The organism is Janthinobacterium sp. GW460-12-1-14-LB5 (genome assembly GCF_059423585.1).
The window spans coordinates 34,059-57,836 of the sequence record NZ_JBWKYD010000033.1 but is presented as its reverse complement, the minus strand read 5'-3'; the positions used below and the strand labels follow the sequence as shown (position 1 = coordinate 57,836).

Below are 23,778 nucleotides of genomic sequence, written 5' to 3'. Positions count from 1 at the left end.
TACTGCGCGTCGGTATAGGCGGCCTGCGATGCTCACCGTACTAGAGTACGGTTGCGCTTCTTAGCCACCTCTCCCTTCCGCTCGCTACGGTTTTGTCAGGCATCGGGACGCTGCGGGGGGATAGGTTTTACGTAGCGGGTTCCTGGAATACCACGCCTTTTGCCAAAGTGACTTCATGCTGCCCCGCGCCGGGCGCCAGCATGGGGAAGCAGTTTTCCGCGCCATGCACGCGCACGTCGAGGAAGTAGGGGCCGCTTGATGCCAGGCAGGCGGCCAGCGCTGCGTCGAGTTCCTCGCGCCGGCTCACCGTGTGCGCCTGCCAGCCGAAGGCGCGCGCCAGGGCGACGAAGTCGGGCAGCGCTTCCGTGTAGCTGTGGCTGTAGCGCCCGCCGTGTATCAGTTCCTGCCACTGGCGCACCATGCCCATGTAGCCATTGTTCGACAACACCACCTTCACGGGCAGGCGGTGCTGCACGGCCGTGGCCAGTTCCTGGATATTCATCAGAATCGACGCGTCGCCGCTGACGCACACGACGCAGGCATCCGGGTGGGCGATCTGCGCGCCGATGGCGGCCGGCAAGCCATAGCCCATGGTGCCGGCGCCGCCCGAAGTCAGCCAGCGCCGGGGCTGCTCGAAGCGCAAATGCTGCGCCGCCCACATCTGGTGCTGGCCCACGTCGGTCGAGACGATGGCGTCGCCGCCATCCATGCTGTCGAGCGCCGCCTGCAGCCGGCGCATCAGCGCCTGCGGCGCGATCACGCCGGGCGTGTCGTCGAACGCCAGCGAATCCTGTGCGCGCCAGCCGTCGATGCGCTGCCACCACGGCTGGCGGTCCGCCAGCAATCGCCCGCGCAGCTGCGCCAGCAGGGCGGCGAGCACGGGCGCGCAGTCGCCGCGCAGGGCTACGTCGGCGCGCACCACCTTGCCAATCGAGGCCGGATCGATGTCGACGTGGATGACCTTTGCGCCAGGACAAAAGGCGTCCAGCCTGCCCGTCACGCGGTCGTCGAAGCGGGCGCCCACGCAAATCACCAGGTCGGCATGGTGCATGGCCAGGTTCGCTTCCAAGGTGCCGTGCATGCCCAGCATGCCGAGGAAGGCCGGGTGCGAGGCGGGAAAGGCGCCCAGGCCCAGCAGGGTTAATGTACACGGCGCGGCCGCCAGTTTCACTAATTGTTGAAACGCGGCGCAGGCATCCGGGCCGGAATTGACGAGGCCCCCGCCTCCATAGAACACGGGCTGGCGCGCGGAGGCGATCAGGCTGGCGGCCCGTTCGAGATCGGCGGCGGCCGGCGGCGGCAGCGGGGCCGGCGTGGCAGGGGCAAGCACCGTCGTTGCCTGCACCGGCGCCAGCTGCAGATCCTTGGGAAAATCGACCAGCACGGGGCCGGGCCGGCCCTGCGTGGCTTGCGCGTACGCTTCCTGCACGACGGCGGCCGTCTCGTCGGCCGTGCGGATTTGCCGGTTCCACTTGGTGACGGGGCGCGAAATGCCCAGCGCGTCGCATTCCTGGAAGGCGTCCGTGCCGATGCTGGTGGTGGCCACCTGGCCGCTGATGCAGATCACGGGGATCGAATCGCACAGGGCGTCAAGCAAGCCCGTGGTGGTATTGCTCATGCCGGGGCCGGACGTGACGAAGACGACGCCGGGCCGGCCCGTGCTGCGCGCATAGCCTTCGGCCGCGTGCACGGCCGCCTGTTCGTGGCGCACGAGAATATGGCGCAGCCGAGGCTGGGCGTGCAGCGCATCGTACAGGGGCAGCACGGCGCCGCCCGGATAGCCGAAGACGGTATCGACGCCCAGCGCCAGCAGGGTATCGATCAGGGTGCTGGCGCCGTTGTGGGCTGCGCGCGCGAGGAGGGGAGCGGGATCGGGTTTCATGGCCTTATTTTCTGCCTGTTGCGGCAGAAAAGGCTGCTGGTTTTCTCGTATAGAATGCGTTGTTCAGCAAAATTTGCTGCAAAATAGTGAAAGAACAGAATGAAGCTCGATAAATTCGACCTCGCCATCCTGACGGCGCTGCAGCAGGATGCCCGCATCAGCCTGCACGACCTGAGCGCCAAGGTGGGCCTGACCTCGTCGCCATGCTGGGCGCGCATCAAGCGCATGGAAGACGATGGCGTCATCGAGGGTTATACGGTGAACGTCAATGCGGCCAAGGTGGGGCTGGCCGACACCGTCATCGTGCAAGTGACGCTGGACGACCATTCCGACCAGGCCCTGTTCGAATTCGGCCACGCGCTGGCCATGATCCCGGAAGTACTGGAAGCGTTTCTTGTGTCCGGCGACTACGATTACTACCTGCGCATTGCGGTGAGCGACACGCGCGACTACGAACGCCTGTTGCGCGAGCGCCTGTATAAAATTCCCGGCATCCGCCACAGCAAATCGAGTTTTGTGTTGCGCCAGCTCAAGCAGAGCTACCTGCCCCTGCAACGGTGAACCTGTACACGGCGGGAGTTTTTCCCTAGCCCATCCCCGGTGGCTGTCCGATACTGGACAGTAATAAAACCACTATAAAAACGGGGAGACGCATGAAACTGACTTTATTGGCCGCCGCTGCCATGGCGCTGTGCCAGGCGCAGGCCGCCGAACCGGCGATGGCCACCTCGGGCGACTTGCCCACCGTCATCATCACGGGCAGCATGCCGCTGCCCACCGTCGAGCAGCCGCGCGATGCCTTGGCCGCGCCCGTGCAGACGGCCAGCGCGCAGCAGATCGCCGATAGTGGCGCGCTCGACATTTCCGCCTTCCTGCGCCGCAACCTGGGCAGCGTCTATGTGAACGAGGTGCAGAACAACCCGTTCCAGCCCGACGTCAGCTACCGCGGCTACACGGCGTCGCCCCTGCTGGGCACACCGCAAGGGCTGTCCGTGTATCTCGATGGCATGCGCCTGAACCAGCCGTTCGGCGACGTCGTCAGCTGGGACTTGATTCCGCGCATGGCGATCGCCTCGCTGACCTTGATGCCCGGCTCGAACCCGCTGTTTGGACTGAACACCCTGGGCGGCGCGCTGGCCCTGCAAACCAAGGATGGCAAGAGCAATCCCGGCACGGCCGTCGAAGCGCGCCTGGGGTCCGGCAAACGGCGCGGCGTCGAGGCCGAGCATGGCGGCAGCAATGCGCAGGGCTGGCACTGGTACGTGACGGGCAACCGCTACAAGGAAGATGGCTGGCGCGACGATTCCCCGTCCGACGTGCGCCAGCTGTTTGGCAAGCTGGGCTGGAGCGATGCGCGCACGGACATTGCCGTCACCGTGGCCCACGCCGACAATGCGCTGACGGGCAACGGCTTGCAGGAGCAGCGCATGCTGGCGCGCGATTACCGCAGCGTCTACACCAAGCCTGACTTGACGCAGAACAAGTCGACTCTGTTGAACCTGACGGGCAAGCACCAGGCCGGCGCTGGCTTGCTCTTGTCCGGCAATGTGTACTACCGCAAGATCGACACGCACACCTTCAACGGCGACCTGAACGACGAGTCGCTCGACCAGTCCGTCTACCAGCCCGGCGCGGCCGAACGGGCGGCGCTGGCGGCGGCCGGCTACACGGGCTATCCCGCCAGCGGGGCGAATGCGTCGAATACGCCATTTCCGAAGTGGCGCTGCATCGGCAACGTGCTGCTGAACGATGAACCGGCCGAAAAATGCAACGGCATGCTCAACCGCAGCCATACCGAGCAGGAAAACTATGGTTTGTCGGGCCAGTTCACGGCGCTGGCCGACCTGGCCGGCGCGCGCCATGCCGTCACGGCCGGCGCCGCCTTCGATGCCAGCCACGCCACGTTTCGCCAGACCAGCCAGTTCGGCTATCTGAACCCGGACCGCAGCATCACGCCCGTCAACTTCTTTGCCGACGGCACGCAGATCGACGACGATGGCACGCCCGTCGACAACCGGGTCGACTTGAGCGGGCGCATGCGCACGTGGAGCGTGTATGCGAGCGACAGCATTGCGTTCAATCAAGCATTGACCTTGACCGTTTCCGGCCGCTACAACCGCAGCACCGTGCACAACCGCGACGCCATCACGCCGGGCGGCGGCAGCGGCTCGCTCGATGGCGACCACCGTTTCAGCCGCTTCAATCCCGCCATCGGCCTGGCCTATGCGCCGGCCGCGGGCGTGAGCGCCTACCTCGGCTACAACGAAGGCAGCCGCACGCCAACGGCCATCGAACTCGGTTGCGCCGACCCGGAAAACCCCTGCCGCCTGCCCAACGCCATGGCCGGTGACCCGCCCTTGAAACAGGTGGTCACCAAGACGTGGGAAGCGGGCCTGCGCGGCAAATTCGCCGACGTGGCGCGCTGGAGCGCGGGCGTGTTCCGCGCGGAAAACCACGACGATATCCTGTTCGTGGCCGACAACCAGGCCGGTTTCGGCTATTTTAAAAATTTCGGCAAGACGCGCCACCAGGGCGTCGAGCTGGCGCTGGACGGCAAGGCCGGCGCGCTGGACTTCGGCGTTAACTACACGTGGCTGCAGGCGACGTACCAAAGCCGGGAGCTCGTCAACGGCAGCGCCAACAGCAGCAGCGACGCGGATGCGCCTGGCCTGGAAGGCAATATCGTCATCACGCCCGGCAACCGGATACCGCTGACGCCGAGCCACATTTTCAAGGCGCACATGGACTATCAAGGCGGACGCGACTGGACGGTGGGGCTGGCCATGACGGCCGTGTCGAGTTCCTATGCGCGCGGCAATGAAAACAACCGGCACCAGGCGGGCGGGGCGTCGTACCTGGGATCGGGCAAGAGCGGCGGCTACGCCGTGGTGGAGCTGAACGGCAAGTACCAGTTGACGCCACGGCTCAGCGTGTTCGCCCAGGTGAATAATCTGTTCGACCGCAAATATGCGACGGCGGCCCAGCTGGGCGCCACGGGCTTCGACGCCAACGGCAATTTCGCCGCCCGGCCGCTACCCGCCGTGGGAGGCGAGTATCCGATGGTCAACGCGACCTTTTATGCGGCCGGCGCGCCGCGCAGCGTGAATGCGGGCTTGCGCTATGTATTTTAAGGGTGGCTGCTTTCAATAATGCCATTGCGCAGCGCCAGGTGGACGAGGGCGGCGGGACCGGGCACGTCGAGTTTTTCCTTGATGCAGGTCTGGTGGTTGGCCACGGTCTTGCTGCTCAGGTGCAGCAGGCGGGCGCAGTCGGCGGCGCTGCGGCCTTCGGCCAGCAGGCGGAAGATTTCGAATTCGCGCTGGCTCAGGCTGCTCAAGCGCTGTGCTTCCATGCAGGCCGTGCCTTGCAGCACGCCGGGCGTGCTGTGCGGATCGAGGTAGCGCCGGCCCGCGTGGGCCGCGCGCACGGCGTCGACCAGGTGTTCCGGGTCGGCTTGCTTGCTGACGAAGCCGCACGCGCCGCCATCGAGCGCGCGCGCGATCAGCTGCGGCGTGTCGTGCATGGTAAATACCAGCACGCGCGCGCCGGCATCGCGGGCCAGCAGCTTGCGCAGCAATTCCAGGCCGCCGATGCCGGGCATGGACAAATCCGTCACGCAGACGTCGGGCGCGTGCTCCTGGTACAAGGCATACGCCGTTTCGCCATTGCCCGCCTCGGCCACGACGGCGATGTCGCCCCCCTGTTCCAGCAGGCGGCGGTAACCGGAGCGCACCACCGGATGGTCGTCCACCAGCATCACGCGGACCGGGGTCAGCGCCGCGTTCATGCCGCACCGGCCGCCAGCGGCATCGCCACTTCGATGCGCAAGCCGTTGCCCAGCCTGCTGATCCAGCGGATATGGCCGCGCAAGCCGGCCACGCGCTCGCGCATGCCCAGCATGCCGAAACCGCCTTCTTCCGTTTTGTCCTGGCGCAAACCCCGGCCATTGTCTTCGATGGCCAGGTGCAGCACGCCGTGCGCATCGGCGCGCAATTCCACCGTGGCATGGTCGGCGCCCGCGTGGCGCGCCACATTCGTCAAGCCTTCCTGCACCAGGCGGTAGATGGCGGTGGCCGTGCCGTCATCGAGGCCGGCGGGGATGGCCTGCGGCGCGAAATGCGCGAAATGGCAGGCGATGCCGTGTTGCTGGGCCCAGCTGTCGCACAGCGCCTGCAGGGCCGGCGCCAGGCCCAGGCTGTCGAGCACGGGCGGGCGCAGCCGCCGCAGCATGCTGCGCACCATCGCGTGCAGCGCTTCTGACGAGCGGGCGATGCTGGCGGCGCACGCCTGCACGTTCGCCTGGTCGCCTTCGCGCGCGCGCAGGATGTAGCTGGCGGCGGCGCGGATGGCCGTGCAGTCCTGGCCCACTTCATCGTGCAGCTCGCGCGCCAGCGCGCAGCGCTCTTCTTCCTGCGCGCGCAGCAGGCGCTGCGTGAGGGCGCGGTTTTGCGCCAGCAGCAGCGCCACCTGGCGTCCGCGCCGCACGGCAAAGCCGGCCAGCGACAGCGCCAGCAACAGCAGGCTCAGGGCCAGTTCATCGAGTTGCCAGTGCTCCTGGCGCCAGAGCGCGCGCGTCAGCCGTTCGGCCAGGTCCAGCCTGGCGGCCAGCAGGAAAAAAGCCAGCGCCAGCGCGCCGCACAGCAGGACGGTCCGGCGTGGCCGGGAGCGCGCGCCTGCCTGGGCGCCAAGTTGATGGTGTTCCATGATGCGGTTCCCTGAGCACGGTCGATCCCCTTGTTGTGCAAGCTTCATGCCATCGCTGCAAGAGCCGCGGTGGGCGCGTCATGCGGGGCAGGGGGATGGATGACTGTTCCAGGATGGAACAGTTGTACCGCGATGTGACGGTCGGGTTGGCCGTGACGGGAGGCGCGGTTTTCGAGCTTATCCGAAGTTCTGCCCGCACGCTGGCGCACACGCCAGCTGTGCGATGAATTGTTGTTCAAATGTAACGTTGAGGTTACTCAAACTCTCATAGATAAAACAAAACAAAGTTTCGCAGGCTTAGATAAAAAATAAATAAATGATATTAAAAATATGATATTTGTTTTATGCGATTTGCTATATTTGTTGGCACTTTTGTGAAAAAGCTGAAAGCGGGCGACAGACCTGCCGACCTATCTATCCACAACAATCAAGGGAATAGAATGAATCGTTTATCACCTGCGCGGGTATCGCCCGCCACCGTCTATCCGCCCGCTACCCGCGGTCGCGCCACCGTCCTTGCCGCGCTGGCCACCTTGTCCGTGCTGGCTTCGGCGCCGGCCATGGCCGATGTCCTGAGCTTCGATAATTTGCGTCCCGACGTCTATGAAAGCGGCCAGACGCTCAATACGTCGAGCTACAACCTGCTGTTCCTGGCCGACCCGACGACGGCGGCCGGCGGCGGCGTCAGCGGCGTGGGCGCCATCCTCGACGGCCGCGTGGGCTCGTCGTGCGATATCGCCGCCTGCCCGCAGGGCGCCAGCGGCAATTACCTGGCCATCCTCAACGATGGCGGCGTGAACTTTGCGCGCGCCGACCACCAGGCATTCACCCTGACCGGTTTCGACTATTCCTTTATCGCGCCCGTGTCCGGCTTGCCGAACATGCAGTGGGGCGAATTGCAGCTGAGCGGCACCCTCGGCAATGGCCAGGTGGTCAGCACCTCGCTGGCATTTCCCGGCCAGGGCAGCGATGGCAACTACTATTTCCATAGCGCTTCCCTGTTGGGTGGCTTCAGCAACTACGCCTTCACGGGCCTGACCTTCAACGCCTGCATTTTCAACGATACGGGCGCGTGCAGCAATTCCATCGATTTCCCCGCCTTTAACCAGGGCCAGTTTGCGCTCGACAACATCAATATCAGCGCCGTGCCGGAGCCGTCGACCTACATGCTGATGCTGGCCGGCCTGGGCGCCATCGGCATGCTGTCGCGCCGCCGCAGCGGCAAGTTCGCCGCGTCCACCGTGCAAGGAGCGTGAGATGAAACTACGTCCCGTTTCACTCGCCATCCTCCTGCTGGCCGCCAGCCTGGCGCAAGCGGCGCAGGCGCAGGAACGCCGCTCCTACATCGTGCAGTTGGTCGACAAGCCGGCCGCCACCTACACGGGCCAGGTCGACGGCCTGGCCGCCACCAGGCCGGCGCCGGGCGCGCGCATCAACGTGGGCGCGGCCGACGTGCAGGCCTATCTGAATTACCTCGACACCAGGCAGGCCGCCGTGGCCGGCACCGTCAGCGCGGCCGAAGTCACGCACCGGTACAGCGTCGTCTTCAACGGCTTTTCCGCCTTGCTGACGGACGATGAAGTGCGGGCCCTGAAGAAAAACAGCGGCGTGGCCAGCATCAGCGCCGACTCCATCCTGCAGCTCGACACCAGCTACACGCCCAGCTTCCTGGGCCTGGACAAGCCGGGCGGCATATGGGAACAGCTGGGCGGCAAGGCGCACGCGGGCGAAGACATCATCATCGGCATCGTCGACAGCGGCATCTGGCCCGAGAACACGGCCTTTGCCGACCGCCTCGACGAGAATGGCGTGCCCAGCCACAGCGGCAACAACGTCGTGTATGGCGCGCCGCCGGCCAGCTGGCAGGGCACTTGCCAGACGGGCGAAGGTTTCTCCGCCGAGAATTGCAACAATAAGCTGATCGGCGCGCGCTACTACCGCGCCGCCACCTCGGCGCTGCACTGGACGGAATTTTTGTCGCCGCGCGATTCCGTCGCCGGCCTGACGGGGCACGGCGGCCATGGCACGCACACGGCCTCCACGGCCGGCGGCAACAATGGCGCCCTGGCCACCTCGAACGGCGTATCGCTGGGCAAGGCTTCGGGCATGGCGCCGCGCGCCCGCATCGCCGCCTATAAAGTCTGCTGGACGGCCGCCTCGACGGGCCGCAACGGCTGCGCCACGGCCGACAGCGTGGCCGCCATCGACCAGGCCGTGAAGGATGGCGTCAACGTCATCAACTTCTCCATCGGCCCGAACGCGGGCGGCGGCGCTTTCGACGAACCGACGGAAGTGGCCTTCCTCGGCGCGGCGGCGGCCGGCGTGTTCGTCGCCACGTCCGGCGGCAATTCCGGCCCGGCCACGCCCGCGCCCGACGTGCCGGCGCCCGTCTCGCACATCAGCCCGTGGCTGGCGACGGTGGCCAATTCCACCCACAACCGCCTGTACGCGGCCAACGTCATCCTCAGCAATGGCACGAAGCTGGAGGGCGCGTCGAGCAATGCGAACACGTCGGCGCTGCCGCTGATCCAGTCGCGCGACGCGGGCCTGGCCGGCGTGCCGCCGACGGACCTCAATTTGCTGCGCTGCTTCGGCGCGGCCGATGCCGTGTCCGCCTATCTGGATCCGGCGAAAGTGGCGGGCAAGATACTCGTGTGCGACCGCGGCGGCAACGTGCTGGTCAACAAGAGCGCGAACGCGAAGACGGCGGGCGCGGCGGGCGTGATCATCGCCAACGTGGCCGGCGGCGCCAACACCATCATCAACCAGGCGCACGTGCTGTCGACGGTGCACCTGGCACAGGCGCAGGGCGACGCGCTGAAGGCCTTCATGGCGGCGACGCCCGACGGCACGGCGGCGCTGGGCGAAGTGCATACGATCCCCGACACCACGGTGCAGGCGCCCATCGTCAGCGACCGTTCCTCGCGCGGGCCGAACGTGGCCAATGCGAACATCCTGAAACCGGACCTGTCGGCGCCCGGCACCAACGTGCTGGCCGGCGTGACGGCCGACCTGACGCCGGCGCAGCGCGATGCCGTGGCGGCCGGCGGCGCGGCGCCCGTGGCCGATTGGGATTTCTATTCCGGCACCTCGATGGCCAGCCCGCACGTGGCGGGCGTGGCGGCATTGCTCAAGCAGCAGCATCCGGACTGGTCGCCCGCGGCCATCAAGTCGGCGCTGATGACGACGGCCTTCAGCACGTATTCCGATGGCTTGAACGGTTCCGTGTCGTGGGATGCCACGGCGAAGACTGCGGGCCAGCTGCCGTGGGGCCAGGGCGCCGGCCACATCGCGCCGAACAGCGCGGCCGATCCCGGCCTCGTGTACGACATGTCGGAAATCGACTATGCGCGCTTCTTGTGCGGCCTGAACCTGAAGGTCTACAGCGCCGCCACGTGCCAGGCCATCGGCGGCATCGCCGCCTACAACCTGAACCTGGCGTCGCTGACGGCGGCCAACGTGCTGGGCACGCAGACCCTGACGCGCACGGTGACCAACGTGGGCGCCAGCAGCGCCGTCTACAACGTCTCGGCCAGCCTGCCCGGCTACACGGTGGCGGTGACGCCAACGAGCTTGAGCCTGGCGCCCGGCGCCAGGGCGCAGTACCAGGTCAAGCTGACGCGCACCACGGCGCCGGCCAATACCTGGACCTATGGCGCCCTGAGCTGGACGGATGGCACGCACACGGTGCGCAGCCCGCTGACGGCGCGCGGCACGGCGCTGGCCGCCATTCCGCTGGTCAGCAGCGAAGCGGCCACGGGCAGCAAGGTGCTGACCCTGGGCACGGGCTTCACGGGCGCGCTGGTGGGCGTCAAGTCGGGCCTGGTCGAAGCCGTGCGCGAGTCGCGCACGATTGGCCAGGCGGCGACGGGCGCTGCCGCATCGGCTGCCTGCAAGGCGGGCGGCGCCACGGGCGTGAACGTGCACAACGTGGTGATCCCGGCCGGCACCCTGGCGGCGCGCTTCGCCACCTACGATGCGGAAACGACGGGCGGGGCGAATACCGACATGGACATGGAGGTCTACAACGCCGCCAATGTGCTGGTCGGCAGCAGCGGCAACGAAAGTTCCAATGAGCAAGTGGAACTGCGCCTGCCCGCCGCCGGCACGTACAAGGTGTGCGTGATCGGTTTTGCGCCGCAAAACGGCCAGGCCGACTACACCCTGTCGTCGTGGGTGCTGGCGCCCGGCTTGAACAACGGCAACTTCAAGGCGCTGATGCCGGGTACGGCCTACACGGGCGGCACCGCGACGGTCTCGCTGAGCTGGTCCAACCTGGCCGAAGGCAAGCGCCACCTGGGCGCCGTCGGCTACCAGGTGGCTGGCGTGGTACAGGGCGTCACGGTGGTCGAGGTCAATACCAATGATCCCGTGCCGCTGTTCCAGAACGCGCGCGGCGCCAGGCCGGTGCTGGCCGAGTAAACCGTTCTTTGCGTGAACGCAAGGCGTGCCCCCGGGCACGCCTTTTTTTATGCACGCCCCCCCGTTCGGGAGGAATAGCACTTGCATGACGGTAAGGCCCCCGGTATCTTGTCGGATAGCCATGGCTTTGTGCCCTGGCATTCTTGGGGAGTCGCGCGTGACCAGTTTCCGCACCAATACCGACCGCCTGCTGGAAGTGCGCCTGCAGGATGAAAAAGTGCTGGCGATTGCCGGCGCCATGGTCGCCTATACGGGCAGCATCAAATTTGAAAAATCCCTGCTCGGTGGCGAGGGCATCTTCGGCGCGCTCAAGCGCAAGGTGACGAACGAAGGCATGCAGCTGATGCAGGCCGGCGGCACGGGCACAGTGTTTTTCGCGCAGAATGCGGCCGAAATCACCGTCATGGCGCTGGCCGGCGAAAAGCTGACCATCGAAAGCAGTAGCCTGCTGGCCTACGACACGGGCCTGAAGACGGGCACCAGCTTTGCGGGCCTGCGCGGCGCCAGCTCGGGCCAGGGCCTGTTTTCCACCACCGTCGAAGGCCACGGCAACCTGGCCGTCATTTCGCGCGGCAACCTGATCATGCTGGAAGTGACGCCTTCCCACCCGCTGCGCGTGGACCCGGACGCCTTCGTCGGCTTCAAGGGCGATATCCGCCAGGAATTCGTTTTTGATGTCAACTGGCGCACCATGATCGGCCAGAGCTCGGGCGAATCGTACCAGCACAAATTCACAGGCCAGGGCGTGGTGTTCATCCAGCCCGCCGAACGTTAAGTCAGCGAGGACCCGCGATGCCTGTCTATCAGCAAATCAATGAAAAGATGCTCGAGGTTAAACTCGGCAATGAAGAAGTGTTCGCGCGCAAGGGCGCCATGGTGTCGTACCAGGGCGACGTGGCGTTCAGCCGCTCTTTCCTGGCCGGCCAGGGCGTGCAAAGCCTGGCCATGCGCGCCGTCACGAACGAGGGCTATGCCCTGATGTCGGCGCGCGGCACGGGCAGCGTGTTTTACGCGCAGGGCGGCCTGTTCGTCACCATCGTCCCCGTGCGCGGCGAAACGTTTTATGTGGAAAGCGACTCCCTGCTGGCCTTCGATGCGCGCCTGACGGCCGGCACCATGTTCCTGGGCAACCAGGGCGGCGTGCAGGGTGTGGTGCGCGGCATGGCCTCGGGCCAGGGCTTGTTTACCACCACCCTGCAAGGCACGGGCGAGGTGGCGATTTTGTCCGACGGCAATGCCATCGGCTTGCCCGTCACGCCGGACGTGCCCGTGTTTGTCGACCCGCAAGCGTATATCGGCCATACGGGGCAACTGAGCTCGGCCATCGTCACGGACTTGAACTGGAAAACCTTCGTCGGCCAGGCGTCCGGCGAATCCTACCAGGTGAAATTCACGGGCCAGGGCACGGTCTACATCCAAGCGAGCGAAAGGTAAGCCATGACGATTTACAACCCCGATACCTTGCCGAAGAACGATAACCTGAACCGTTTTTCGTATGTCATCGACGTCAAGGAACAGATCTTCATTCGCAAGGGCAAGATGATCGCCTTCTATGGCGAGCTGCGTTTCGAATCCATGGGCAGCAGCGTGCTCGACTTGATCGTGCGCAACGCCTTCAATGCACCGAAATACGTGCACCACTTTGTCGTGGCGCAAGGGCAGGGCCAGTTGATCTTGGGCGATAACGGCAACGACCTGGCGTGCTACGACCTGGACAACGCCAACATGACCATCCGCGCGAAAAACCTGCTGGGGTTTACGAAGGACGTGATCTGCCAGGAATCGACCTTGCCCGGCTTTTTGACCATGATAGGCACGGGTAAAGTGATCGCCTCGTCGAACGGCCCCGTGCATTTCCTGGAGCTGCCGTGCCGCGTGGACGAACAGGCCGTGCTGGGCTGGGCCGATTGCCCCAGCCCCTCGTACCACTACGATTACGCCCACGTGCAGGGCTGGGCCTCGGCCGCCGGCGCACTCACGGGTTTTAGCCTGTCTGGCGAGGAAAAGCAGATCGACTTCACGGGCGCCGGCACGGTGCTGGTGCAGTCGTCCGAGCTGGACGTGACGGGCAGTTCCGCCCTGATGCAGTTGCTGGCGCAATTGCCGCTGCTGGGCAAGGAAGACCTCGGTACCTTGAGTCTTTCCGTGCAGCAGCAGATGAAGGAACAGCGTTAAGCTACCTGACGGCTGCCCAATTGGGCGGCCGCTTCTCCAAAAAGGCGGCAACACCTTCGTCCGCATCCTCTTCCATCATATTGCGCGCCATCACGTCGCCTGCATACGCATATGCTTCGTCCAGCGGCAGCTGGCGCTGTTTGTAAAACATTTGTTTGCCGTAGCGGATGGCCGTCGGGCTTTTCGCCATGATCTGCTGCGCCAGGCGGGCCACGGCCTCGTCGAGCGCCGCGTCGGCCACCGTTTCATTGATCAGGCCCCAGTCGGCGGCCGTGTCGGCGTCGATGAAGCGGCCCGTCACCAGCATGTCGAAGGCCCGCTTGGGCGAGACATTGCGCGACAGGGCCACGGACGGCGTGGCGCAGAACAGGCCCACGTTGATGCCGGACACGGCAAAGCGGGCCGATGCGCCCGCCACGGCCAGGTCGCAGCTGGCGACCAGCTGGCAGCCGGCCGCCGTGGCGATGCCGTGCACGCGGGCAATTACGGGCACGGGCAAGGTTTGAATGGCTTGCATCACGCGCGAGCATTGCGCGAACAGGGTTTGATAATACGCAAGCTGGCGCGTGGCCTGCATCTGGCGCAAGTCGTGGCCCGCGCAAAAGGCCTTGCCTTCGGCGGCCAGCACCACGCAGCGCACGTCTGGCTGCTGCGCGATCGTTTCGAGCGCTTCCTGCAGCGCGGCCAGCATGGCTTCCGACAGGGCATTGAATTGCAGGGGACGGTTCAGGCGCAGGGTGACGAGGCCACCCTCGTCCTCGCGCAGCAGCAGCGGCGCATCGTTATCTTGTGAAGCGGTCATGCGGTCTCCAGTGGCCTGATGGCCTGTTTTTATGGAAAAGCTTACTTGGCGGCATTCACGCTGCCGATGCCGGCGATCGACTTGTGCACGATCTTCGGCTTGCCGTAGTAAATCAGTTCGCCCATGCCGCGCACGACGGCGTTCAGTTCGCCCGAGGAATACACCTTGACGGAGCCGATGCCGTCGAAATTCACGTCGACGTTTTTCGCCAGCAAGGCTTTCGTATCGACTTCGCCCACGCCTTGCGCTTTCAGACGCAGCCAGTCGACCTGGCCATCGGCGGCCAGGCGGCCCGCGCCCTTGTAGCTGATGTCGACTCTTGGGCCATTGAGCTTGGTCAATATCTTCTCGCCCGCGCCTTCCGCGATCAGCTTGCGCAGGGTGGGCATGGTGATGATGACGCGCGGGTCGCCCTCGGTTTTCTTGATATCTTTATCCTTCATGGAAATTTTCAGCTCGCCATCGACTACTTCCGTGATCACGCCGCTGAGGAATTTCGTGTCGCCGCGCAGCAGCAGGCTTTGCTCCTTGCCCGATTCCACTTCGATGCTGATGGGGCCGCGGATGTCGATGGCGTTGAAGGCGGCTACCGTGCGGGTTTGCTCGTCGGCATGCGCGAGGGTGGACAGGCAGGCGAGGGACAGGACGGACAACAGGAACAGAGGGCGCATGGCGGTTTCCTTGAGTAGTTGATCTGTGTATTCTATGTTGCAACATCTTCAACGGGGAGAAATTTGCGATGAACTGCACAAATCGCGGCGCGGATGACACGCCGCCATCGGCCAGCCGCGCGCCCGGCGCGGCGCCGTTGGGCTATGCTATGGGGTACCGCGTCCTGGAGACCAGATGAAAAATTACCACAAAGAAGACTATCCCGTCGCCGATATCCGGCGCTTTCTCGAACCGGGGCCGGTGGTGCTCGTCAGTTCAACGTGGAAGGGCGAAAGCGACGTCATGACCATGGCCTGGCACATGCTGATGGAATTCACGCCATCGTTGCTGGGCTGCTTCATTTCCGACGCAAACCACAGCTATGAAATGATCAAGCGCAGCATGGAATGCGTGATCAACCTGCCTACGGCCGACATGGTCGACCAGGTGGTCGCCATCGGCAATTGCAGCGGCGAAGACACGGACAAGTTTACGGCCTTCGGCCTCACGCCGCAGCCGGCCGAGCAGGTAGGCGCACCGCTGATCGCCGAGTGCTACGCCAACTTCGAATGCAAGCTGGCCCAGGTGGCGGGCAACCCGAAAGGCGGCTTCTTCATCTTCGAATGCGTGAAAGCCCACGTGGCCACCTCGCCCAAGCTGCCCGAAACCCTGCACTACCGGGGCAACGGCGAGTTCATGGTGTCGGGCCGCACGATCAGCCGCAAGAGCCTGATGAAGCCCCAGATTAGCTAGACGCTGAACGTCTGACAGAAGCGTAGCGAGCGGCAGTGAGTTTCGGCCGAGGCGCGCAGCTGTGCTAGAGCACAGCGAGCACCGCAGGCTGAAAATCGCGACGCGCAGTAGCTTATGTCAGATGTTCTAAATCACCCCCTGCGCCAGCATGGCATCGGCGACTTTGACGAAGCCGGCGATATTGGCGCCATCCACATAGCTGACGGAACCATCGGCGCGCGTGCCATACTGCTTGCACGCCGCGTGGATGCCTTGCATGATCTGCAGCAAACGCGCGTCGACTTCTTCGCGCGGCCACGATATGCGGGCCGCGTTCTGGCTCATTTCCAGGCCGGAAGTCGCCACGCCGCCCGCATTGCTGGCCTTGCCTGGCGCATACAGCACGCCGGCCGCCTCGAAGGCCTTGGCTGCCTCGATGGTGGTGGGCATGTTGGCGCCCTCGGCCACGCACTGCACGCCATTGGCGATGAGAAGACGCGCATCGTCGATATCGAGTTCATTTTGCGTGGCGCAGGGCAGGGCGATGTCGACCGGCACATGCCATGGCGATACGCCCGCTTCGAAGCGCACACCCGTGCGCGCGGCGTAATCGCTGACCCTGCCATACAAATGGTTCTTGACCTCCATCAAGATGGCCAGCTTTTCCGGCGTAAAGCCGTCTTCGTCGATGACGGTGCCGCTGGAATCGGAGACGGTGATGACTTTCGCGCCCATGGCCATGGCTTTTTCCACCGCGTATTGCGCCACGTTGCCCGAGCCGGACACGGACACGCGCATGCCTTCGAACGAGCGGCCCCGCGTTTTCAGCATTTCTTCGGCGAAATACACGGTGCCGTAGCCCGTCGCCTCCGGACGCATCAGCGAGCCGCCGAAGCTGGCACCCTTGCCCGTGAAGACGCAGTCGGCGCGGTTGCTGAGCTTTTTCATCATGCCGGCCATATAGCCCACTTCGCGCCCGCCCACGCCGATGTCGCCGGCCGGCACGTCCGTGTCCGAGCCCACGTGGCGGAACAGTTCACTCACGAAAGCCTGGCAGAAGCGCATCACTTCGCCCGGGCTCTTGCCCTTTGGATCGAAATCGGCGCCGCCCTTGCCGCCGCCCATCGGTAACGTGGTCAGCGCATTCTTGAACGTTTGTTCGAAGGCGAGGAATTTCAGCACGGACAGCGTGACGGACGGGTGAAAGCGGATGCCGCCCTTGTACGGCCCGATGGCCATGCTGTGCTGGATGCGGTAGCCGCGATTGACTTGCACTTGCCCATGGTCATCGACCCACGACACGCGGAACATCACCACGCGCTCCGGCTCGATCAAGCGTTCCAGCAAGCCTTGTTCCGCGTATTTCGGGTGCTGTTCCAGGAACGGCCACAAGCTCTCCATGACTTCGGTGACGGCTTGCAGAAACTCGGGCTGACCTGGATTGCGTGCGGCGACATGCTGGACATACTCGTGAGCAGATGCGTATTTCATCAGAATTCCATGGAGGTAATCGGTTATTTGGGCAACTATCATCGCAGATTTCGCACAAAAATGGTGCGGAAATTTGGTTTTGAGGGGTTTCTGCTACATTGTGGGGAGTTTTCAGGACACTGCGGACGATGCGATGAGTAAACGACAACGCCAGCCCGAAGGCTGGCGTTGTCGTTACTGTTACGGGCTTGGCTGGTCAAGCCAGGATGAGCATCACCCCGCCATGTTGCGCAAGATCAACCCCGTGATGTAGGCCCCATAGGTGCCCAGCGCGTAGCCGAGCACGGCCAGCAGGACGCCGACGGGGGCCAGGGCCGGGTGGAAGGCGCTGGCGATGACGGGGGCGGAAGCGGCGCCGCCGATGTTCGCTTGCGAACCGACGGCCATGAAGAACAGCGGTGCGCGGATCAGCTTGGCGACGAGCAACATCAGGCCGCCGTGCACGGCGATCCAGATCATGCCCAGCAGGAACAAAAACGGTTTGTCGAGCAGGGCTTTCAAGTCCATGTGCATGCCGATGGTGGCCACCAGCACGTACAGCATGGCCGAGCCGATGGTCGAGGCGCCCGCGCCTTCCAGGCTGCGCGCCCGGGTAAAGCTCAGCAGCAGGCCGAAGGTGGTGGCCAGCACGACGATCCAGAAGAAGTTCGACGTCAGGCTGTAATCCTGCAGGCGCCATTCTGCCGGCAGGGTGTTGATCCAGCTGATGATGGGGCCGGCCAGGAAGTGCGACAGGCCCGTCACGCCCAGGCCCACGCCGAGGATGATCATGATGTCGGTCAGATTGGCCACGCGCGCGTGCTGGGCACGGTAACTTTCGATGCTGTCCTTGAGCGCATTGATGGCGGTCAAATCGGCGCCCGTCCAGCGGTCGAAGGCGCCCGCGCGGCCGGCCAGGAACAGCAGCACGGCCGTCCAGACGTTGGCCACCAGCACGTCGACGGCGACGAACTGGCCGAACAGGGTGGCGTCCACTTCAAACACTTCCTTCATGGCCGCCTGGTTGGCGCCGCCGCCTATCCACGAGCCGGCGACAGTCGTCATGCCGCGCCAGGTGTCGCCCGCCACCGTTTCCGGGTGGATCAAACGCAGCGCCTCGAACGAGACGAGGGCGCCCAGCATCACGCCGAGTGTTCCTGTGAGAAACATGATGATGGCTTTCGGGCCGAGGCGGAGGATGCCGCCGAAATCGATGGCCACGCACAGCAGCACCAGCGCGCTGGGCAGCAGGTAATCGCGCGCCACGGCGTACAGGCCGGAAGCGTTGCCGTCGATGATGCCGAAGGTGTTGAGCAGCGCCGGGATCAGGTAGCACATCAGCAGCGACGGGATATACGTATAGAACTTTTTCCAGAAGCCGTTGGCGCGGGAGGCGGTCCAGAAGACGCCCCCCAGGGTCATGGCGAGCAGGCCGAGGACGACGGCGTCATTGGTGATCAGGGCAGAGGTGGCAGGTGGCATCGGGGATTCCGGTGAACGTGTCAGGGACGCACCGGATGCCGATCAGGCCCCCGGGCGCAGGGTGGCCGTATCGTATAGCAATGTTGAAGCCTAAACAAACTATTTAGGTGGTGTCAGCTGGAATTTCTCTTGTCAAATCAAACACTTGGAAACTGCTCGCCACCCGATGCAGCAGACTGGCGGTTACAAATAACGAGCCAGCAAGGCTTTATTCAGCGCCCCGTCGAGTTCGATGCGCACGAAGTGGCCGCTGCCGGGCGCCACCTGGATCTCGCTGCCATCGTCGGCCAGCATGCGCGCAATCGTGAAGTCGCGGTTGCCGCCCGGATGCAGGGCTTCGATGCGGTCGCCCACGGCGAAGCGGTTTTTCACTTCCACCCTGGCCCAGCCGTCCGCCACGCTCAGCACGTCGCCCACGTACTGGCTGCGGTCAGCCTCGGATGCGCCGCGCATGTAGTTCTGGTGCGTCTGCGTGTGGTGGCGTTGATAGAAACCATCCGTGTAGCCGCGGTTGGCCAGGCCTTGCAGCTGGCCCAAGAGACCAATATCGAAGGGGCGGCCCGCCACGGCGTCATCGATGGCCTGGCGGTAGACTTGCGCCGTGCGCGCCGCGTAGTACAGCGACTTGGTGCGGCCCTCGACCTTCAGCGAATCGACGCCGATCTTGACCAGGCGCTCGATATGCTCGACGGCGCGCAAGTCCTTCGAATTCATGATGTAGGTGCCGTGCTCGTCTTCGAGGATCGGCATCAGCTGGCCCGGGCGCTGGGCTTCTTCAATGAAGTATGGCTGGTCGGCCAGCGGGTGGCGCGGCTGCTGGTGCAGGGCGGAAAACGCGTTATTGTCGGCTTCGGCCAGCGCCTGGTGAAATTCCAGCGGCACCACTTGCATGCCGCCCAGGTCGCCGCTGGCGTCTTCGGCGGCATTTTTCACCTTGTAATCCCAGCGGCAGGAATTCGTGCAGGTGCCCTGGTTCGGGTCGCGATGGTTGAAATAGCCGGACAGCAAACAGCGGCCCGAATAGGCGATGCACAGGGCGCCGTGCACGAACACCTCGAGTTCCATTTCCGGGCAGCGCTGGCGGATTTCTTCGATCTCGTCGAGCGACAGTTCGCGCGACAGGATCACGCGCGTCAGGCCCATGCGGTGCCAGAACTTGACGTCGGCCCAGTTGACGGCATTCGCCTGCACCGATAAGTGCACGGGAATCTCCGGCCACTTGTCGCGCACCATCATGATCAGGCCCGGGTCGGCCATGATCAGGGCGTCGGGGCGCATGGCGATCACCGGTTCCATGTCGCGCAAATACGTTTTCAGCTTGGCGTTGTGGGCAAAGATGTTGCTGGCGACAAAGAACAGCTTGCCGCGCGCATGCGCACCGTCAATGCCTTCCTGCAAGGCTTGCAAGGTCGAAAAATCGTTATTGCGCACGCGCAAACTGTAGCGCGGCTGGCCCGCGTAGACGGCGTCGGCGCCATAGTCGAAGGCGGCATGCATCTTGGCCAGGGAGCCGGCAGGCAGGAGGAGTTCGGGAGCGTGGCGCATGGGCGAGGGGCAAAGCCGGCGATTGTAGTCCGGCTGGCGCCGGATTGCCTTGCCTTGAGTCAAGGGATTGACATGTGGTGCCAGCGCCGGTGCCCAGCAGCAGGCTGGCCGCCAGGTGGCCCAGGGACTCGTATGCATCGCGTCCCGTGCGGCGCGGCGCGCCCCGGCCCTGCAAGACTGGCCCGGCGCCGTCTGACTGCCGGTGATCGTCGTGTATGCGGCGCTGGTGCCGCTCGTGTCGGGCCTGGGCATCAGGGCGCCTGCCCGCAAGCTGGCGTCCTGAACTGTCAATCCCGCGTGACCGGCACGGGCTTAATGCGTGTGCGCGGCGCCGCTGGCGCTGCTGCCGGCTTGTCCTGTCATGGGCAAGTGTTCGGGCGGCATGCCGTCCTTGAACAATTGACGCAACTGCTGGCGCAGCTCCGGCGTGTCGTGGTGATGGTGTACCGAGACTGCGTGCTCCACAGCAATGCCCAATAGCTCTTCTTCGCTGTCGGCCGAGATGGCCACCGAGCAATGCGTGTCGCTGGGGAACTCCCGGCAATCGATGAATTTGCGCGTCATGATCAACTCCTTTCTGCCAAGAGCGGGCACCGTGCCCGCTCCATTCAGTATAGGTCGCAATCTGGCTTAGGCTGCACGGCTGCTGGTATCGGCCCTGTGCACAGGCAAGTGTTTTGGCTGTGCCGCATCGGTGGGAAAATCGTTGACCTGTATCAAGCCGTCGACCAGGCGCGCATATTCCAGCAAGGTATTGTGCTCCTGGCAGCTGATGGTGTTTGCCGCCTTGGCCGCAGCCAGCCACGGCTGCATGGCGGACAGGCTTTGCGGCAGGTGCCGCAGGGCCGCGCCTGCGGGCGTGTCCTTCAGGCGCTTTTCGATGGACAGCACTTCCGGCAGCAGTGCCAGCGCCCGCTCGGCACTGGCCACGGGATCGGCCATATCGTGCGCCACGAATCCGTCGGCCAGCAGGCGTTCGCGGTCGGCGCCCGGCGTTTGCAGGGCCAGCGCCACTTCGCTGCCCAGCTCGTCGGACGGCGGACGATGGGGCAGGCCGAACGGAAACAGCAAGGTGCGCAGCAGGACGGCCAGCACGCGCGCGGGGAAATTGTCGAGCACGCCCGTCAAGCCCTGCTGCGCCTTGACCAGCGCGTCTTGCAGCGACCAGTGCACATAGGGCAGGTCTGCCTCGGGCCGGCCATCGTCCTCGTAGCGCTTCAGCACGGACGAAGCCAGATACAGCTGCGCCAGCACGTCGCCCAGCCGGGCGGACAGCCGTTCGCGGCGCTTGAGTTCGCCACCGAGCACGAACATCGACATATCCGTCATGACGGCAAACGCCGTCGACAGCCGCGTCAGGGCGCAGTAGTAGGGCGCCAGTGCCGGGGCGCCTGCGTCGGGCACGGCCGCCAGGCGCGCGCCGCCGAGGCCGTACCACAGGCCCCGTGCCAGGTTGCCCAGCACAAAGCCCACATGGCCGAAGAAGGCCGCATCGAAATCGCGCAAGGCCTTGCGGCCATCGCTTTCGTTGACGGCGGCCATTTCCCTGAGTACATACGGATGCGCGCGGATGGCGCCCTGGCCGAAGATGATCAGGCTGCGCGTGAGGATATTGGCGCCTTCGACCGTGATCGCGATGGGGATTTGCTGGTAGGCGCTGGCGAGGAAATTGTTCGGGCCCACGCAGATGCCCTTGCCGCCAAGAATGTCCATACCGTCGTTGACGAGCGCGCGGCCCCGTTCCGTGACGTGATATTTGACGATGGCGGAAATGACGGCCGGCTTCTCGCCCAGGTCGACGGCGTGCGCGGCCAGGGTGCGGGCCGCGTCCATCAGGTACAGGTTGGCGCCCATGCGGGCCAGCGCTTCCTGCACCCCCTCGAACTTGCCGATGGGCATGTTGAACTGGCGCCGCACTGCCGCGTAAGCGCCGGTGCCGCGCACGGCCATCTTGCCCATGCCCACACTGGACGAGGGCAGCGAGATGGCGCGTCCCGCCGCCAGGCATTCCATCAGCATGCGCCAGCCTTTGCCCACTTGCGCCTGGCCGCCGATGACCCAGTCGATGGGAATGAAGACATCGTTGCCGGACGTGGGGCCGTTCTGGAACGCGGCGTTCAAGGGATGGTGGCGGCGGCCGATCACCACGCCGTCGTGGCTGGCGGGGATCAGGGCGCAAGTGATGCCCGGTGCGTCGTAGTCGGAGAGCAAGTGGTCGGGATCGCTGGTCTGGAATGCCAGGCCCAGCAAGGTCGCGATGGGCGCCAGGGTGATGTAGCGCTTGTTCCAGGTGAGGCGGAAACCCAGGGTCGATCTGCCCTCATGCATGCCCATGCACACCACGCCCAGGTCGGGGATGGCGGCCGCGTCGGAGCCCGCATACGGGCTGGTCAGCGCGAAACACGGGATCTCGGTGCCGGCGGCCAGGCGCGGCAGGTAGTAATCTTTTTGTTCTTCGGTGCCGTAGTGCAACAGCAACTCGGCCGGTCCCAGCGAATTGGGCACCATCACGGTCACGGCCAGTGCCGAGCAGCGGCTCGACAGTTTCATCACCACTTGCGAGTGCATGTAGGCGGAGAACTGCTTGCCGCCATATTGCTTGGGAATGATCATGCCGAGGAAACCCTGGCTTTTCATGTAGGCCCAGGCTTGCGGTGGCAAATCCTGCGCCTGTTGGGTTTCCCAGTCGTTGACCAGTTCGCACAAGCGCTCGACGTCGTGGTCAAGGAAATGGCGCTCTTCGGCCGTGAGCGTGGCGCGGCCATACGCCAGCAATTTTGTCCAGTCGGGCCGGCCGGAAAACAGGTCGGCGTCCCACCACGTGGTGCCCGCCTCGAGCGCGTCGCGTTCCGTGTCGGACATGCTCGGCAGGATGCGCTTGAACAAGGCCAGCAAGTGTGGGGTAATCAGGGCGCGGCGCACGGGGCCGGGCGCGAACAGTAGAACCAGGCCCAGCAGGGCCACCAGCAATATGAGCGTCAGCATGCGATATCTCCCTGTGTAGTAAGTACAGGGTAGGCCGATATGGCCGATGTTACTGTGCGGTACAGCGCATACGGAGCAACGCCAACCGCATGGGTTGGCGTTGTGGTGGAACAAGGTTGCCGCCGATAGCCGGCGCTAACGGTATTAGCGTTGCGGAACGACAATCACTGTGTCGCCCGTTTTGCCCTTGGCACCGTCGTCGCCCTTGGCGCCATCGTTGCCTTGTGCACCGGTAGCGCCCTTGGCGCCATCGTAGCCGGCGGCACCGCTGTCGCCCGTCTGGCCCGTGGCGCCGGTGGCACCGGTCGCGCCGGCAGGCGCTTCAGCGCCCGTGGCGCCCGTGGCGCCAGCAGGACCAGGCGCGCCGGCAGGGCCAGGAACGACTTGGACGACAGTCGGCGCAGGTGGCGCTTCGCGCTGGCAAGCGGTCAGGGCGAGGGTAGAGGCGAGCGCGAGCAATATCAGGGTAGGTTTCATGATGCATCCTTTGGCAGTGAGCCGTAATGTACGGAACGGCTCGACGGCGTCGGGCGCGAGTTTCGCATGGCGGTGTGGCGGGGAAAGCTGACCAGGCGACCCATCTGCCGTGTCGCGCGGGGCGCTGGCGGCGGGAGGGGAAGTGATGGTCTGCCTGCAGCATGGGCTCTTGGACGGCTGCAGTCCGTTCGTTTGCGTACATAGCGGCGGGGTGGGCAGGTTTTGTGCAAAGACAAATAAAAAAGCCAACCCGAAGGTTGGCTGTGGATGTTCAGATCGGGCTGGCAGCTCCCTGATTGACCGTCTGGCGCTGCTTGGCGCGGTTATTTAACGGTGAAACTCTTGTCGTAGCCACCATTCGTACTTGTATATCCTAATGTGTCACGGAACGCTGTCCAGCCAACCGTCCAGGAGCCGGCTTTGGCGCCTGCGGGGATCGTCACCGTTGAAC

At 64.8% G+C, this 23,778-nt stretch carries 19 protein-coding genes; 8 read left to right on the top strand and 11 right to left on the bottom strand.

Annotated features, from left to right (window positions below; translation table 11 throughout):
* Positions 1 to 127 precede the first annotated feature (127 nt).
* Positions 128 to 1,882, bottom strand: a complete 1,755-nt coding sequence (ilvB, locus tag AC07X6_RS25870) for a biosynthetic-type acetolactate synthase large subunit (RefSeq protein ID WP_494792846.1) — start codon at positions 1,880 to 1,882, stop codon at positions 128 to 130.
* Between the two features lie 99 nt (positions 1,883 to 1,981).
* Here ilvB and AC07X6_RS25865 point away from each other — a divergent pair, with 99 nt between their 5' ends.
* The gene (locus tag AC07X6_RS25865; RefSeq protein ID WP_070217690.1) at positions 1,982 to 2,443 is read left to right on the top strand and encodes an Lrp/AsnC family transcriptional regulator; all 462 of its coding nucleotides are present in this window, start codon (positions 1,982 to 1,984) and stop codon (positions 2,441 to 2,443) included.
* Positions 2,444 to 2,535: 92 nt separating this feature from the next.
* Complete coding sequence (locus AC07X6_RS25860; RefSeq protein ID WP_494792845.1) at positions 2,536 to 5,013, top strand: TonB-dependent receptor; 2,478 nt, start codon at positions 2,536 to 2,538, stop codon at positions 5,011 to 5,013.
* Here AC07X6_RS25860 and AC07X6_RS25855 read toward each other — a convergent pair.
* Positions 5,010 to 5,669, bottom strand: a complete 660-nt coding sequence (locus AC07X6_RS25855) for a response regulator (protein WP_494792844.1) — start codon at positions 5,667 to 5,669, stop codon at positions 5,010 to 5,012. The genes AC07X6_RS25860 and AC07X6_RS25855 overlap by 4 nt on opposite strands.
* Positions 5,666 to 6,586: a histidine kinase gene (locus AC07X6_RS25850; RefSeq protein WP_494792843.1), complete on the bottom strand. Its 921-nt coding sequence runs from the start codon at positions 6,584 to 6,586 to the stop codon at positions 5,666 to 5,668. Before AC07X6_RS25850 ends, AC07X6_RS25855 begins: the two co-directional genes overlap by 4 nt.
* Positions 6,587 to 7,026: 440 nt before the next feature.
* Between AC07X6_RS25850 and AC07X6_RS25845 the strand changes: the two genes are divergently transcribed.
* The 5 genes from AC07X6_RS25845 (at position 7,027) to AC07X6_RS25825 (ending at position 13,183) form a co-directional block, all read left to right on the top strand.
* The gene (locus AC07X6_RS25845) at positions 7,027 to 7,842 is read left to right on the top strand and encodes an NF038120 family PEP-CTERM protein (protein WP_494792842.1); all 816 of its coding nucleotides are present in this window, start codon (positions 7,027 to 7,029) and stop codon (positions 7,840 to 7,842) included.
* Between the two features lies 1 nt (position 7,843).
* A complete protein-coding gene (locus tag AC07X6_RS25840) occupies positions 7,844 to 11,008 on the top strand; it encodes a S8 family serine peptidase (RefSeq protein WP_494792841.1) in 3,165 nt (1,054 codons plus the stop codon).
* 121 nt (positions 11,009 to 11,129) lie between these two features.
* Positions 11,130 to 11,783, top strand: coding sequence for an AIM24 family protein (locus tag AC07X6_RS25835; protein WP_268993985.1), 654 nt, complete (start codon positions 11,130 to 11,132; stop codon positions 11,781 to 11,783).
* Between the two features lie 17 nt (positions 11,784 to 11,800).
* Positions 11,801 to 12,442, top strand: a complete 642-nt coding sequence (locus tag AC07X6_RS25830; RefSeq protein WP_230541399.1) for an AIM24 family protein — start codon at positions 11,801 to 11,803, stop codon at positions 12,440 to 12,442.
* A gap of 3 nt (positions 12,443 to 12,445) precedes the next feature.
* Entirely contained in the window at positions 12,446 to 13,183 is a 738-nt protein-coding gene (locus AC07X6_RS25825; RefSeq protein ID WP_494792840.1) for an AIM24 family protein, read from the top strand.
* A 1-nt stretch (position 13,184) separates the two neighbouring features.
* Here the strand turns inward: AC07X6_RS25825 and AC07X6_RS25820 are convergent, their stop codons facing one another.
* The gene (locus AC07X6_RS25820; protein ID WP_494792839.1) at positions 13,185 to 13,985 is read right to left on the bottom strand and encodes an enoyl-CoA hydratase; all 801 of its coding nucleotides are present in this window, start codon (positions 13,983 to 13,985) and stop codon (positions 13,185 to 13,187) included.
* A 41-nt stretch (positions 13,986 to 14,026) separates the two neighbouring features.
* The gene (locus tag AC07X6_RS25815) at positions 14,027 to 14,656 is read right to left on the bottom strand and encodes a head GIN domain-containing protein (RefSeq protein WP_494792838.1); all 630 of its coding nucleotides are present in this window, start codon (positions 14,654 to 14,656) and stop codon (positions 14,027 to 14,029) included.
* Between the two features lie 175 nt (positions 14,657 to 14,831).
* On the opposite strand from AC07X6_RS25815, the gene AC07X6_RS25810 reads away from it, so the two are divergent.
* Positions 14,832 to 15,389, top strand: a complete 558-nt coding sequence (locus tag AC07X6_RS25810) for a flavin reductase family protein (protein WP_230541402.1) — start codon at positions 14,832 to 14,834, stop codon at positions 15,387 to 15,389.
* A gap of 126 nt (positions 15,390 to 15,515) precedes the next feature.
* Here AC07X6_RS25810 and gdhA read toward each other — a convergent pair whose 3' ends face one another.
* The 6 genes from gdhA to AC07X6_RS25780 all read right to left on the bottom strand — a co-directional run bounded on the left by gdhA (position 15,516) and on the right by AC07X6_RS25780 (position 23,327).
* A complete protein-coding gene (gene gdhA, locus AC07X6_RS25805; RefSeq protein ID WP_332862572.1) occupies positions 15,516 to 16,859 on the bottom strand; it encodes an NADP-specific glutamate dehydrogenase in 1,344 nt (447 codons plus the stop codon).
* Positions 16,860 to 17,072: 213 nt separating this feature from the next.
* Positions 17,073 to 18,320 (bottom strand): DUF819 family protein, encoded by a 1,248-nt coding sequence (locus AC07X6_RS25800; protein WP_494792837.1) that lies wholly within the window; start codon positions 18,318 to 18,320, stop codon positions 17,073 to 17,075.
* Positions 18,321 to 18,503: 183 nt separating this feature from the next.
* Positions 18,504 to 19,865, bottom strand: coding sequence for a prephenate-dependent tRNA uridine(34) hydroxylase TrhP (gene trhP / locus AC07X6_RS25795; RefSeq protein ID WP_230541405.1), 1,362 nt, complete (start codon positions 19,863 to 19,865; stop codon positions 18,504 to 18,506).
* Positions 19,866 to 20,177: 312 nt separating this feature from the next.
* Positions 20,178 to 20,429, bottom strand: coding sequence for a DUF1059 domain-containing protein (locus AC07X6_RS25790; protein ID WP_230541406.1), 252 nt, complete (start codon positions 20,427 to 20,429; stop codon positions 20,178 to 20,180).
* Between the two features lie 66 nt (positions 20,430 to 20,495).
* The gene (locus tag AC07X6_RS25785) at positions 20,496 to 22,850 is read right to left on the bottom strand and encodes an acyl-CoA dehydrogenase (RefSeq protein ID WP_494792836.1); all 2,355 of its coding nucleotides are present in this window, start codon (positions 22,848 to 22,850) and stop codon (positions 20,496 to 20,498) included.
* A gap of 144 nt (positions 22,851 to 22,994) precedes the next feature.
* A complete protein-coding gene (locus AC07X6_RS25780) occupies positions 22,995 to 23,327 on the bottom strand; it encodes a hypothetical protein (RefSeq protein ID WP_099411717.1) in 333 nt (110 codons plus the stop codon).
* Between the last annotated feature and the right edge of the window lie 451 nt (positions 23,328 to 23,778).